Consider the following 13,311-nt stretch of genomic DNA (forward strand, 5'->3'; position numbering starts at 1 on the left):
AAAACCATTCATAAGGCTGACGGCTATGAATATCAACAACCCTGAAAACAAGGATTCGCTCACGCTCAATTTTAATGCTGGCGGCAATTCCCCGACCGCTAACCCTACCCTTGTATAACGGGAGTCCCCTTGCCGCATCTGAGATGGATACAGTAGAAGAGTATCGCAATATCATAGAACGCATTTTAGAAGCACATCATCGGATTCCTTACAGTCATGGGGAACTTGAAAGTAAATTCATTATCGATCGCGAACGGAACAATTTTGTCATTATGGTGTCAGGTTGGGACGGTAAACGCAGAGTTCACGGTTGTGTCGTTCACGTTGAAATCGTTAACGGCAAAATTTGGATTCAAAGAGACGGAATTGAAACTGGCATTACCGATGAACTGGTTGCCGCAGGCGTTCCAAAAGATAAAATTGTTTTGGCTTTTCATGCTCCCAATGTCCGGCAGTATACTGGATATGCGATAGCTTAAATTCGCCCCTGCATCAGGGAAGTAACTAGCCCCTCAAAGTATGACAGAACAAAACAATCGCTCCCAATGGGATTTCAGCAGATTTGTGGAAACTCTCACTTATTTCGAGGTTATCCCTTTCCTCAACTGCATACAACGGTTGCTGCAAGGTCGCACCAAGGATAATAATATCAGACCTGATGGAGATAAAAAAGTGGGAACGATATTGGTAGCGGGTGCAACTGGCGGTGTGGGTAAGCGCGTGGTGCGACGACTGATCGATCGCGGTTATCGAGTACGCGCCTTAGTTCGAGATTCCCAAAGAGCAAAACAAATGCTTCCAGACAAAGTGGAATTGTGCGAGGGCGATATTACTATACCAGAAACTCTGACGCCTGCATTGATGAGCGAAGTGAGTGCGATCGTCTGCTGTACCGGAGTGCGCGTGCAACCGGTGGAAGGAGATACACCGGATCGCGCCAAATATTACCAAGGTATCAAATTTTATATGCCAGAAGTAGTAGACAGTCCGGAAATTGTGGACTATCAAGGCATCAAAAATTTGGTAGAAATAGCTGCCAAATATCTCCCTAAATCCGATGAAAAAATCATCTTCGATTTCAGCCAAGCAACCGATGACTTAAAAAACATTTGGGGTGCTGTCGATGATGTCGTCATGGGTGGCGTCAGTCAAAGCGGTATTCAATTAGTAGATAACACCGCATTATTTGCCGGCAATGTATCGACTGCCAATTCCGGCGGTTTTGCTTCCGTCCGTACCCGCAATTTTGACATTCCCTTAGATTTATCTGGATACGAAGGTATCGAATTGCGCGTCAAAGGAGACGGAAAGCGATACAAATTCTTCATTCGCACAGAAACTCAATGGGATGGTGTCGCCTACAGCTATTCTTTCGACACGGTAGCAAACACCTGGATAAGTGTGCGCGTACCTTTCGCCGATTTAATTCCGGTTTTTCGCGCCAAAACTTTGTCAAACTCCGAAAAAATCAATGCTAGCAAAGTGCGATCGTTCCAGTTGATGCTGAGCAAATTTGAATACGACGGAGCGCTCAACCCCAACTTTACACCGGGCGGCTTTGCTTTGCAAGTCGGATCGATCGCAGCTTATGGTAACTACCGTCCGCAATTCATCGCCATTAGTTCCGCTGGCGTCACTCGTCCCGGTCGTCCGGGATTAAACTTAGAAGCAGAACCGCCAGCAGTGAGAATGAATGACCAATTAGGCGGAATTCTGACTTGGAAATTGCGCGGCGAAGATGTTATCAGAGCCAGCGGTATTCCTTATACTATTATCAGACCTTGTGCGCTAACAGAAGAACCGGGTGGCAAACCGTTAATTTTCGAGCAAGGTGACAACATTCGCGGCAAAGTCAGCCGGGAAGATATCGCCGAATTGTGCCTACAAGCGCTAGCACAACCCAAAGCGTGCAATGTCACTTTTGAAGTCAAAGAAGCAGAAAATAACAACGGCAGTCAAAATTGGGAAACTCTTTTCAGCAGCTTGCAACCTGCTGCTGTAGTTAAACGCTGATACTTTGGGGTGCGTTTTTAACGCACCCTTATGTGCTAAAATCGAGCGTAATGCTTGATAAATAACCGTTAATGACAACAAAAACTACAGAAAATATTCAAAATCAACTTCATGAAATCTTGTCCAAATTGCCCTTGTCCGGACAAGAGCAGGTGCTAAAATTTGCCATTTCCTTGCAAAAAAAACAATTATTTCAGGATTGGGATGCTATTTCCGATCGAGAAGCTGCTGCACTAAAAGCTGAGTTTGCTGAGGAAGATTTAGCTTTTTCAGAAGCATCTTTAACTGATTATTTACATCTGCTCGATCGCGAGGATTTAGATTGATGCGAGGAGATCTTTATTTAGCAGATCTCAATCCGAGTCGAGGGTCAGAACAAGCTGGTATCCGACCAGTTATTATTGTTCAGAGAGATATATTAGAGCGCTTCACTACAACCATAGTTGTTGTTCCTTTAACCACTAATCTGCGACGTGCTAGAATACCAGGTACAATTGTTATACCTGCTGGAGAAGGGGGTTTAACGGAAGAATCTGTCGCGCTTTGTTATCAAATTGTTGTTATCGATAAGCAGCGATTGATACAAAAGTTAGGAACTATTTCTGCAAATTACTTATTGAGGCTAAAGGAAGCGCTGGAATATACCTTACAAATTGATGACTATGATGATGAGAATTCAGAGCCAGCAAATTAATGATACTGTTGGCGAATTACCTCAACTGTCGTGAAATCGACCGGGAGAGTGGGAGAGATCGATCAGTTATCATTTTATCGGTTCAGGGGTCTAACCTCCCACTTAATTGATCGAGAGTATCATTAATTTATAAGGAGTATTTTTTTGGCGATATCATGTGCGATCGTCAGTCCCCAGCCACTTTAAAACGAGAGATTTCCAAGCGCAAACCTTTCGCTGCATTATCCAATTCCTCCATCGCACCGTTAATTCCGCGCAGCAAATCGACAATTTGCGAGGAACCTTCACTCAATTGCAGCATCGAATCGCTGATTTGCGATGCTTCTTGTAACTGAGTTTCGATCCGATTACTCACCTGTTGGAAGCTGGGGCTTAAGCTTTGTACCTCCTCAATAATCGACTCTAATTTAGGGCTGATATTATGGACAACTTCAACCATCTGTTTGACTTTTTGGGTGAACTTATCCATTTCCGTCACACCGATAGAAACCGCCCCTTGCATCTCTTTGACCATATTCTCGATGTCTAGGGTGGCGACTGCTGTTTGGTCGGCTAGGCGAGCGATTTCTTTGGCTACCACAGCAAACCCTTTGCCATAATGGCCAGCTTTTTCTGCTTCCATCGCTGCGTTTAGGGAAAGTAAATTAGTTCGATCGGCTACCTTGGTGATGGTGGTAATAATATTATTAATATTATTGGCTTTCGCACCGATCGCACCTAGTTTTTCCGAAACAATATCGGTGTCGCCTGCCAATTTTACCATACTTGTTTCCATGTGCATCAAGTCTTTTCGACTTTCAACCGCCGCGCTAGCCGTTGTTTGTGATTTGTTCTCCACTTGACTGATTATCTTCACCAGTTGAGAGGAAGTGGCGGCAATCTGCTTGGCTGTTGCAGCCACCTGATTTGTAGTGGCAGCCTGTGCTGTTACCGTTGCCTCCAATTTCTTGTTGGAGACAAAAATAGAAGTAACAGAAGAGGTGACTTGAATCCCAGATTGCTGTACTTGGCGGAGCAAGGAATTGAGCTTTTCAGTCATGCTCCCAAAGGCTTTCAGCAGTTGACCTATCTCGGTTCTATCTTCTGCTGCGTCCAGATTCTGAGTGAGATCTCCTTGTGCAATTTTTTCGGTAGCGCCGATGGCGATCGGCAACTGTTGTTTTAATGGTAAGGTAATCGCCGCAGCCGTAATGATAGTACCTATAATGGATAACAAAATACTCACTAAAAGAGTTAATAACAGGATTTGTTGGGCTTGTTCGAGCGCTTGGTTCTTTTGGTTGAGCAAATAATCCGACCTGTTGAGGAATTCATTGCGTGCTTCGTCATAGTTGGCGAAGCGTATCGACTTCAGCATCTCAGCGCCGTCGGCTACTTTTTTTTCATCAAACAACCGCAAAACTTCTAGGGATTTTTGATGGTGATTTTCTGCTTCCTCAATTAACACTGAAATAGCTTTTTTCTGGATAGGATCTGTGACAATTTTTATCAAATCTTCACTTCTGTCTCGAAATTCTTTATATCCAGAATTGTAGCTTTCTTTGTAAGAATCTCGCGTCTCGCTGTCATCAAAAAAAACAGCGTAACCGCGAACATTCCGCGCCATCCTTGCCACTCCATAAGTTAATTCCTCCTCCAGTCGAATCCTTCTGTACTCCTGCTGAATAGCCCTCTGTGTCTCGGCAAATCTTTGAGTAGTTAAATACACAATGAAGCCAACACCAATCATGAAGATCAGGGGTGTCGAATATCCAAGTAGAATGCGGTTGGAAATTTTATTCAACATGGTTGGTTTTCATAAAATGTGCTAAAAGAGCTTCCAGTTCTGGGATTGGCTGACTTATTGTAACAAAGGAGGCAAGTTTATTATCAATCAGTACAACTCATTAGATATCTCCAAAAATTCTTTTGGGGTAGGCATCCTGCCTGTCCTTTGAGATTCTTTTGGAGGAGATGTCTATTGATAATAGCCAATATTACTCGCCTCCCACCAGAAAAGTATCCAGCATTCTTTTGCTCCCGTCCCCCTCTGCGGTCTCATAAATATTCTCTGAGCGAGAAAGAAGTACGTCTACCTTACCAAATTTCGATCGAGCCAACAGGATTTAGGCCAGACGTATGATAGTTGCAACTCATACTCATTATGATTATGATTTATTTAGTGGTAATCGTAAAGTCAGCAGGTGGGTATGGCCCACCTACGGGAATCTTTTTACACAAAAAGGATAGACATATGAACCTGATTCGCTTTGAACACATAAATCTTTCCTGCAAAGATATCGACGCCGCGAAAAACTTCTATCAAACAGTTTTCCCCAATTGGTATGTTCGCGCCGAAGGTGTAAACGATGGCAGTCGCTGGATGCACTTAGGTAACAACCAGTTTTATTTAGCACTCAACGATACACCAAACGAAGAGCGAGTACATCACATTTACGAAAATATCGGTATAAATCATGTAGGATTTGTAATTGATGACGGCGACGCCATGAAAGCACTACTTGAGAAACATGGCATTGAATATTACACAATGACAGCGCTGGAGACAAAACACCGGATTTACGTCACCGATCCTGATGGAAATGAAATCGAATTAGTCGAGTACAATCAAGATTATCAATTAAAGTAAGACGAAATCTTTGTAAGCAAGGATACACAACAATGTCATCTCAAAAATTAACATCGCTCACCGATTATCGGTTGCTGGGAAAAAGCGGTTTGCGCGTATCGCCGCTTTGTTTGGGAACTATGACTTTCGGTACAGAGGCGGGATGGGGAGCTGACAAAGAAGAAAGTCGAAAAGTATTCGATCTGTACGTAGAGGAAGGCGGTAACTTTATCGATACGGCAGATGCCTATACTGGTGGCACCAGCGAAGCATACTTAGGGGAATTCATGTCATTCCGCCGAGATCGACTTGTAATTGCAACTAAATATACTTGCAATACACATCAAGGCGATCCAAATGCAGGTGGAAATCATCGCAAAAATATGATTCAATCTGTAGAAGCAAGTTTGAAACGCCTGCAAACAGATTATATCGATCTTTACTGGTTACATATGTGGGAGTTTCGCACACCAGTAGAAGAAGTGATGCGAGCTTTCGACGATTTAGTGAGAGCGGGAAAAATCCTTTATATTGGAATTTCCGATACACCTGCTTGGAAAGTTTCTCAGGCGAATACGCTTGCCGAGTTGAGAGGATGGACTCCTTTTATTGCTCTGCAAATTGAATATAGTTTAATCGAACGAACAGTCGAGCGAGATTTGACTCCGATGGCGCAAGAAATGAATATCGGCGTTGTGCCTTGGTCTCCTCTAGGTGGGGGAGTTCTGACTGGAAAGTACAATCGCAAAGTGGAAGAAGAGGCAAATTTCAATCAAGAAACGGCGCTGCGTAAAGACTTTAACGAAAAGTTTGGCAAGCTCACAGATAAAAATATAAGTATCGCCGAGTCAGTCCAAAAAATAGCCAAAGAAATTGGTCGATCGCCCGCACAAGTAGCCTTAAATTGGTTATTGCAAAAACCGGGTGTTGTCAGTCCGATTATTGGGGCACGTACTCTTAGGCATCTTGTAGATAACCTTCAATGTTTGGATTTTGTCCTCTCCCCAGAACATCTGCTTCGCTTAGATGAGGTAAGTAAGATAGAGCTAGGTTTTCCCCACGATTTTCTCGCTAGCAATATGGTGAAAAATGTTGTGAGCGGGGGAACTAATATTACTAAATAATCCTAGAAACCGGGTTTCTTTAGACATCTCCAGAAAATAATCTCAAAGGCAGGCAGGATGCCTACCCCACAAGAATTTTTGGAGATGTCTTTTAGTTTGGTGTAACGAGATATCGAAACAAGCAAAGAAACCCGGTCGATCGTCCCTACCTCAACAATGGAAACGCACCCAATTGTTGCAATACTTGCAAGTCGCTCATCTCGCACCAAAGTTCTTTAATTTTGCCATCCTGGATGCGGAAAATTATAATTCCCGTTTCTAGCACGCGCTGATTATGGGGAGGAATGTCGAGTAAACCGCCTCGGTAAGTAGTCCAACCGGAATAGCGCAAGACGACTTTATCTTGTGTGGCGATCGCATCATCAATTTGCCATACTGGATCTGTAAAAGTGTCTCGATACCAACGCAGCCATGCCTTAAAATCTTCAATGCCAAAGGAGTCGATCTGATTGCCTTGACCGTGGGCAATGAAGTCAGGGGCAACTAGATTATCTAAAATTTCCAGTTTCCCTTTGGTAAAAATGTCTTTAAACCACTTATCTGCTAGGGCTTTAGGTTCGGAAACTAACATCGAGATTACTTTACGGCGTTTGGTTATGAACAATACCATTGTCCGAGTAGTAACGGTTGTGTAACATCACTCCAACAGAGGAAAAAGTCACCCGATCGGGTGAATCAAGTGGATGAGGTGCGATCGAAACAAGAATTAAACGATTGTAGCCAGCTTTTATACTTGGAACAACTTACATAGAATTCGGCGTCAAGACCTGGAGCGATCGCCAACCAATTTCAACTCAAAAATCAGGGAGCCAAATTAATGACTTTTGCCATTTTTGATGAAACCTTCTACCTGAACAGTTACCCGGATATTAGGGCAGCAGTTGCAGCCGGAGGCTTTGTTTCGGGCCTAGAACATTTTCAACGATTTGGTTTACAAGAAGGCCGCACTCTCGTCTCCCCCTATTGGAACGAAGCGCAGTATTTAGCAGCCAACCCCGATGTCAGAAATGCCGTCACCGCTGGCTCTTTCCGTTCGGGTTTGCAACATTTTATCTTGTACGGAGAAGCCGAAGGTCGTGCCGGCGCACCTGTAGTTCCTACTAATGTTGGCTTCAACGAAGATTATTACTTATCCCTTTATCAGGATGTCGGGCCTTTAGTTGCTTCCCGGCAGTTTCCATCTGCGGAAGCTCACTACATCCGTCTGGGACAATTTGAAAATAAATTGGCTCTGTCTTCAGGAAGCAGGGGCAATGATATCGTTACGGGTAACGGCCCGGTAAACGGTATCGTGGGAGTCGGTCTGGACGTTTTCGTTAACAGGGGAGCCCCCGACCCCAGACCGACGAGTCTGGGAGTCGGCGAGACGGATATGTTGATCGGCACATTCGGGAACGATTCCTTTATATTAGGCTTTGGCAGAACGGCGGCGAATCCAGTTGCCCAACGGTTATACGTGGGTGGCGGTAATAGCGACTACGCTTACATCAAGTACTTTGAACGCGGGAAAGATTCTATCCAGTTAACCGGAACCGTCAACGACTACATTCTGACTGCGGGTTCGTTTGCGGCGATCGGTAACAGGGCTTCTGGTGTGAGCATATCTACCAATACAGGAGATTTGGTCGCTTTAGTCGAAGGCGTGCAATCTCTACAGCTAGCCGACCAAGATACCAATCAGGGAATCTTTTTCTTAGGTTAGGGACTAGGGGCTAGGGGTTAGGGGTTAGGGCGTCGGGAAGAGGGAGAGGGAGAGGGAGAGGGAGAAGGGAAAAGGGAAGAGGGAGAGGGAAGAGGGAGAGGGAAAAGAGAAAGAATAAAGGAAAATATTTATTCTTCCACTCCCCCGCTCCCCCGCTCCCCCACTCCCTCTGCTAACTTCTGGGCTGAATGCGGATCGGTACGGCGGGAGCGGGAGCGGACTGCTGAGCTGGAGCTGGTGCTGGGGCAGGTGCTGGGGCTGGGGCTGCTTGTACCGCAGGTGGAGTTGATGGCTGAATTCGTGTGGGCTGAATTCGCGTGGGTGCGCTCGTTGGTGGATTTGACTGCTGGATTCGGTACGGCTGCACCGTAGATCCACCAGATGAAGACGGCTGGATTCGGGTGGGCTGGATTCGGACTGGTGGATTCGGGGGTGGAGTTGGAGCTGTTGGTGTGAGGCTTGGGTAGGAGGGTGGGACTGGGGCGATCGCACCGGAAGGTGGTGGCGGCTGAATGCGGATCGGTTGGCTTCTGCGGTTGCGAGCTTCTTCGCTCTGCTCTATCTCGCGGCGAACTTCCTCTAAGGAGCGTCCGGAAGATAAGCGATCGGTCCAAGTTCGCAGTCCTCTCGAATCGGCTTCCCGTCCCAAAACTTCTCGATAAATCCGCTGGATGGCTGTTTGTGCTTCCGAGCTGCGAGCAATTTCCCTGCGGACATCCCGCACCGATCGCCCGCGTTCGAGAGCGTCAGTCCAGGTTCGCAAACCCCTGGAATCTGGTTCGCGACCGAGAACTTCTCGATAAATTTCCCTAACTTCGTCTTCTCTGTAGCGATAATTGCGATTGTTGTCGTAGCGATCGCGATCGTTGTAATAAGGATCTCGGCTGTAGCGATCGCGATCGTTGTAATAAGGATCTCGACTGTAGCGATCGCGCCGCGAGGAATCATACCCGTAAACACCTCTGAGGTTGGCACCATCCAGATAAACATTTCCCAGATAAGCACCATTGAGGTAAGCATTCTCCAGGTTAGCATTCCTGAAGTTGGCATAGTCCAGATTGGCATTTCTGAGGTTAGCCCCTCTCAATCTGGCTCTGTTGAAATCGGCTTCCCTGAGATCCGCACGCTGGAGGTCAGCTTCTTGCAAGTCAGCTCCCCTCAAATTGGCACCTCGGAGGTCGGCATTTTCCAAGTCGGCATTTTCCAGGTCAGCATTTTCTAAGTCGGCATTCCTGAGATTGGCACCTCTGAGGTCACACCTCCTACATTCATTACTGTCCAGCAGCCTTCTGAGGTCATTGCGATCTGCCGCACGCAAAGGAGCGGCTATGCCAAAACTAACGATTAAAGCGGTAGTTAAAAGAATGGTTAGTTTCATTTTACTCACCTAAAGGTATAGGTAAATTTTGCTATCCTACAATTTAATCCAGTTTATGAATGACCCGCGCTTGCGAGCGGTTCAACTTAATATCGGTTCTACATTTGCCAACGGAAAGTCATTTAGTTGGCTCGTGGGTTGGCAGTATTTTTAAGCTACTGCACGAGCGCGTATTTCCTCTTTTATTTATTTTGTCTCTTATTACAGACTGCTAACCTCCTCCCTGTGGTTCCTCCAAAGGAGTGAAAATTGTTAATTGTTAAGAGGGGCGGCGGGGCAATGGGGCATCATACCAAATCCGCTTCGATTACCCCTGTTATTCCAAGTAGGAGCGGGAGAGCGGGGGAGTGGGGGATTTGGAGAAGAATATTGAGCCTGAAAAAGGGTGGTAAATGCAGTTGCCAAAAATCTAGCTAATCCTGCTCAATCTTCTTCATTATTATAGCTAAATGCCAATAGTGAGAAATTTTTGGCGAGAGTGGTTTTCACAAAGCCCTTCCTTGGGTATAATCAAAACATGAAGCTAGTGGAACGTCATATCATCACAAAAAACCATCCTCTGTGGTCAGAAATTGACCAGAAGGCTTTTTTGTCGAAAAATTTGTTTAACCTAGCTAATTATCATTATCGTCAACACTTCTTTGCACACCACCAGAAATTAAACTTTAACCAACTTTACCACCTCCGGGACGATGTACCTAAATATGGGGCAAAAAAACCAGTGTTTCAGGGACATAGAATAGCGAGAGGATTGTATAAAACAGCAAAGGGTAGGTTATTAAATGCCGATGTGAATGGTTCATTTAATATCACTCGAAAAGTAATTCCTGATGTCTTAGACCAAGGAATAAAGGGTTTGCCGTTTAACCCTGTGATGCTTGACCCACGTGCGTTTGACTGGATCGGGCAGCCTTTGAGTAGGTTTGCGTAGCTTTAGTTGAGCGGTTGCACACCTGGATTTGGTATCAGGAATGAATCTGGGGAAAACGCTTATTCTACAAGCATTCTCCATTCTCCCATAGCCAAAAAAACGGGCTGGGAAATTTGAGTGCTTGACCTCGATCGACACGGGTTTTGTCCCTGCAATTTAATACCATTATTTTATTTTTACTGCTTTTCTTAAGATTATTTTAATTTTATTTCTTAAAAAGAAAGTAATTGGGGAGCGCTATTTATATTTATTTATATAAATAAATGTTTGAAAAAATTTTAAAAATAATGGGAAGATTTGATAATAAATTTGGGAATAATAGATATAAAGTTGTATCTATCTGGCGCGTAAGTGATGACACAACAATTATTCATGGGAGGCTTTTAGAGCCGCTGGGGAATGGTTTACTTCTCCGGCGCAAATTTTTTTGTCAAATTTCTCTCTGTAGAGGCGACATCCTAATTCGATCGCAGCCCCTGAAAATCACACTATGAACTATATCGGCATCGGTAAAAGAAAATGAGCATCAGTCTTACAGGTTACAAAGTCACCGAAACCATTCACGAAGGTGTCAATACGGTTATTTATCGCGCAGCTAGAGAAGCAGATAAAAAATCAGTTATAATTAAAGCCCTCAAAGCCGAGTATCCAAATATTGAAGATCTGACTCGGTTGAGGCATGAGTATAAAATACTAGAATTCCTGGGGATAGAAGGAATTGTTAAGGCGTATACTTTGGAAAGTTGGCATAACAGTATGGCGCTGATATTGGAAGATTTTTGGGGAGAATCCCTGAAAAACTTTATCAGCGATCGCCACTTGCAATTAAGCGAGTTTTGTCGCATCGGCATTCAACTAGCATCTACTCTGGCAGATCTGCATCAAAACAACGTTATTCATAAAGATATTAAACCCCACAACATCCTGATTAACCCTAAAACCGGGCAAATTAAAATCACCGATTTCAGCATCGCCACGCGCCTTACGAGAGAAACCCAGTCTTTCAGCAGTCCCAACTTGCTGGAAGGGACACTTGCGTATATGTCACCGGAACAAACAGGTCGGATGAATCGATCGCTTGACTACCGCACCGATTTCTACTCTCTAGGAGTTACATTTTATCAGATGCTGACAGGGCAGTTGCCCTTTTCAGCAAACGATCCGCTGGAATTCGTTCATTGCCATATTGCCAAACAACCAGTACCGCCAAAAGATGTCGATCCAGAAATTCCGCAAGCAATTTCTGACATCGTGATGAAACTATTAGCAAAAACTGCTGAAGACAGATATCAAAGTGCTAATGGACTAAAATTTGACCTAGAAACCTGTTTGATGAAGCTACAAACAGTGGGAACTATTTCCAACTTTATTCCGGGTAGTGCTGACAAAGCAGGTCAATTATTGATTCCTGAAAAACTCTACGGACGGGAAGCAGAAGTTGCCACCCTTTTGGAAACGTTCGATCGCGTTGCTTCTGGCACTACCGAATTAATGCTGGTTTCCGGTTATTCCGGCATCGGTAAAACTGTTTTAGTGAATGAAGTTCACAAACCCATTGTCCGCCAACGGGGATATTTCATTGCAGGTAAATTCGACCAGTTTAAGCGCAATATTCCTTACGCTTCCCTGATTCAAGCTTTCCAATCGTTAATTCAGCAATTACTCACAGAAAGTTCTAAGCAAATCGAAACTTGGAAAGAGAAACTCTTATCTGCGTTAGGAATTAACGGGCAAATAATCATCGACGTTATTCCCGAAGTCGAATTAATTATTGGTAAACAGCCACCCGTACCGCAACTAGGAGCGACGGAATCTCAAAACCGTTTTAATGGGGTATTTAAACAATTCATCGGCGTATTTACAACGGTTGAACACCCCCTCGTTGTCTTTTTAGATGACTTGCAGTGGGCGGATTCAGCATCGCTGAAATTGATTGAATTGCTGATAACCGATACCGATAACAAATATTTATTGCTAATTGGCGCGTATCGAGATAACGAAGTTTCTCCCACTCATCCAACAATTCAGACGATTGAAAAAATTCAACAAGTGGGTGCGACTGTAAATAACATCGTACTCAGCCCCTTACAACTGGTTTACGTCGAAGAATTAATCGCGGATACTTTAAACGAATCGGTTCGTTCCAAGCTGCTAGCTGAATTACTTTTCAATAAAACTCAGGGAAATCCCTTCTTCTTAACGCAACTGCTCAAAACACTTTACCAGGAAAACTTGTTAGTCTATGACTTATATTCGGGTGTTTGGCAGTGGAATTTAGATCGAATTCAAGCGATTGGAATTACCGATTATAACGTTGTAGAACTGATTGCTAGAAATATCCGCAAACTGCCCTATGAGACGCAGAAAGTATTAAAACTGGCAGCTTGTATTGGCAACACTTTTAACTTAGAAGTTCTGTCAATTGTCAATGAGGAATCCTCTTTAGTCACTGCCGCACAGTTGTGGTCAGCACTTCAGGCAGGTTTGATTTTGCCTCTAAGCAATGAGTACAAAATTCCGTTGGTATTTAATCAGGAAGAATCAAGCAGTATTACCTTAACTGATGTCAAGGTAGACTACAAGTTTTTACATGACCGAGTGCAGCAAGCAGCTTATTCTCTGATTCCCGATGAAGAGAAGAAACAGACTCACCTAAAAATCGGTCAACTGCTGCTGCACTCCACAACACCAGAAGACCGAAAAGAAAATATTTTTGCTCTAGTTAACCAACTCAATTACGGTGTTGATTTACTTACTGGAGTTTAGACTATCGCACCGCAGGTGCGATGTCTAAACTCCTAAGAGTAAAGTTTTACTGACGCGATCGACTCGATAGATAAAAGTTGAGCAAAGCTGAAGTA

11 protein-coding genes and 1 pseudogene are annotated in these 13,311 nt (G+C 44.2%); 9 read left to right on the forward strand and 3 right to left on the reverse strand.

The window, feature by feature from the left end:
• The first annotated feature begins 143 nt into the window (after positions 1-143).
• The 4 genes from H6G03_RS34875 (at position 144) to H6G03_RS34890 (ending at position 2,707) form a co-directional block, all read left to right on the forward strand.
• The gene (locus H6G03_RS34875) at positions 144-479 is read left to right on the forward strand and encodes a XisI protein (RefSeq protein ID WP_190475135.1); all 336 of its coding nucleotides are present in this window, start codon (positions 144-146) and stop codon (positions 477-479) included.
• Between the two features lie 40 nt (positions 480-519).
• Positions 520-2,013, forward strand: coding sequence for a CIA30 family protein (locus H6G03_RS34880; protein ID WP_190475117.1), 1,494 nt, complete (start codon positions 520-522; stop codon positions 2,011-2,013).
• A gap of 71 nt (positions 2,014-2,084) precedes the next feature.
• Entirely contained in the window at positions 2,085-2,339 is a 255-nt protein-coding gene (locus tag H6G03_RS34885; RefSeq protein ID WP_190475119.1) for a hypothetical protein, read from the forward strand.
• Positions 2,339-2,707 (forward strand): type II toxin-antitoxin system PemK/MazF family toxin, encoded by a 369-nt coding sequence (locus H6G03_RS34890; protein ID WP_190475121.1) that lies wholly within the window; start codon positions 2,339-2,341, stop codon positions 2,705-2,707. The genes H6G03_RS34885 and H6G03_RS34890 overlap by 1 nt, the downstream gene beginning before the upstream one ends.
• A gap of 166 nt (positions 2,708-2,873) precedes the next feature.
• Here the strand turns inward: H6G03_RS34890 and H6G03_RS34895 are convergent, their stop codons facing one another.
• Positions 2,874-4,493, reverse strand: coding sequence for a methyl-accepting chemotaxis protein (locus H6G03_RS34895; protein ID WP_242060533.1), 1,620 nt, complete (start codon positions 4,491-4,493; stop codon positions 2,874-2,876).
• Between the two features lie 447 nt (positions 4,494-4,940).
• Between H6G03_RS34895 and H6G03_RS34900 the strand changes: the two genes are divergently transcribed.
• A complete protein-coding gene (locus H6G03_RS34900; RefSeq protein WP_190475123.1) occupies positions 4,941-5,336 on the forward strand; it encodes a VOC family protein in 396 nt (131 codons plus the stop codon).
• A gap of 32 nt (positions 5,337-5,368) precedes the next feature.
• A complete protein-coding gene (locus tag H6G03_RS34905; protein ID WP_190475124.1) occupies positions 5,369-6,439 on the forward strand; it encodes an aldo/keto reductase in 1,071 nt (356 codons plus the stop codon).
• A gap of 145 nt (positions 6,440-6,584) precedes the next feature.
• On the opposite strand, the gene H6G03_RS34910 is transcribed toward H6G03_RS34905, so the two are convergent.
• Positions 6,585-7,043, reverse strand: coding sequence for an ester cyclase (locus tag H6G03_RS34910; protein WP_206756666.1), 459 nt, complete (start codon positions 7,041-7,043; stop codon positions 6,585-6,587).
• Between the two features lie 213 nt (positions 7,044-7,256).
• Here H6G03_RS34910 and H6G03_RS34915 point away from each other — a divergent pair, with 213 nt between their 5' ends.
• A complete protein-coding gene (locus tag H6G03_RS34915) occupies positions 7,257-8,141 on the forward strand; it encodes a hypothetical protein (protein WP_190475128.1) in 885 nt (294 codons plus the stop codon).
• Positions 8,142-8,313: 172 nt separating this feature from the next.
• Here the strand turns inward: H6G03_RS34915 and H6G03_RS34920 are convergent, their stop codons facing one another.
• A complete protein-coding gene (locus tag H6G03_RS34920) occupies positions 8,314-9,519 on the reverse strand; it encodes a pentapeptide repeat-containing protein (RefSeq protein WP_190475130.1) in 1,206 nt (401 codons plus the stop codon).
• Positions 9,520-10,036: 517 nt separating this feature from the next.
• Here H6G03_RS34920 and H6G03_RS34925 point away from each other — a divergent pair.
• Together H6G03_RS34925 and H6G03_RS34930 are read left to right on the forward strand one after the other, a co-directional pair.
• A complete protein-coding gene (locus H6G03_RS34925) occupies positions 10,037-10,450 on the forward strand; it encodes a hypothetical protein (protein WP_190475132.1) in 414 nt (137 codons plus the stop codon).
• Positions 10,451-10,969: 519 nt separating this feature from the next.
• Positions 10,970-13,207 (forward strand): annotated as a pseudogene (locus H6G03_RS34930) (ATP-binding protein); the annotation flags it as partial.
• Between the last annotated feature and the right edge of the window lie 104 nt (positions 13,208-13,311).

Source organism: Aerosakkonema funiforme FACHB-1375, assembly GCF_014696265.1.
In the GTDB taxonomy this organism is placed as follows: domain Bacteria; phylum Cyanobacteriota; class Cyanobacteriia; order Cyanobacteriales; family Aerosakkonemataceae; genus Aerosakkonema; species Aerosakkonema funiforme_A.

Coding starts and splice junctions, on each gene's coding strand:
- H6G03_RS34875 (WP_190475135.1), top strand. CDS start 144: ATGGATACAGTAGAAGAGTATCGCAATATCATAGAACGCATTTTAGAA.
- H6G03_RS34880 (WP_190475117.1), top strand. CDS start 520: ATGACAGAACAAAACAATCGCTCCCAATGGGATTTCAGCAGATTTGTG.
- H6G03_RS34885 (WP_190475119.1), top strand. CDS start 2,085: ATGACAACAAAAACTACAGAAAATATTCAAAATCAACTTCATGAAATC.
- H6G03_RS34890 (WP_190475121.1), top strand. CDS start 2,339: ATGCGAGGAGATCTTTATTTAGCAGATCTCAATCCGAGTCGAGGGTCA.
- H6G03_RS34895 (WP_242060533.1), bottom strand. CDS start 4,493: ATGTTGAATAAAATTTCCAACCGCATTCTACTTGGATATTCGACACCC.
- H6G03_RS34900 (WP_190475123.1), top strand. CDS start 4,941: ATGAACCTGATTCGCTTTGAACACATAAATCTTTCCTGCAAAGATATC.
- H6G03_RS34905 (WP_190475124.1), top strand. CDS start 5,369: ATGTCATCTCAAAAATTAACATCGCTCACCGATTATCGGTTGCTGGGA.
- H6G03_RS34915 (WP_190475128.1), top strand. CDS start 7,257: ATGACTTTTGCCATTTTTGATGAAACCTTCTACCTGAACAGTTACCCG.
- H6G03_RS34920 (WP_190475130.1), bottom strand. CDS start 9,519: ATGAAACTAACCATTCTTTTAACTACCGCTTTAATCGTTAGTTTTGGC.
- H6G03_RS34925 (WP_190475132.1), top strand. CDS start 10,037: ATGAAGCTAGTGGAACGTCATATCATCACAAAAAACCATCCTCTGTGG.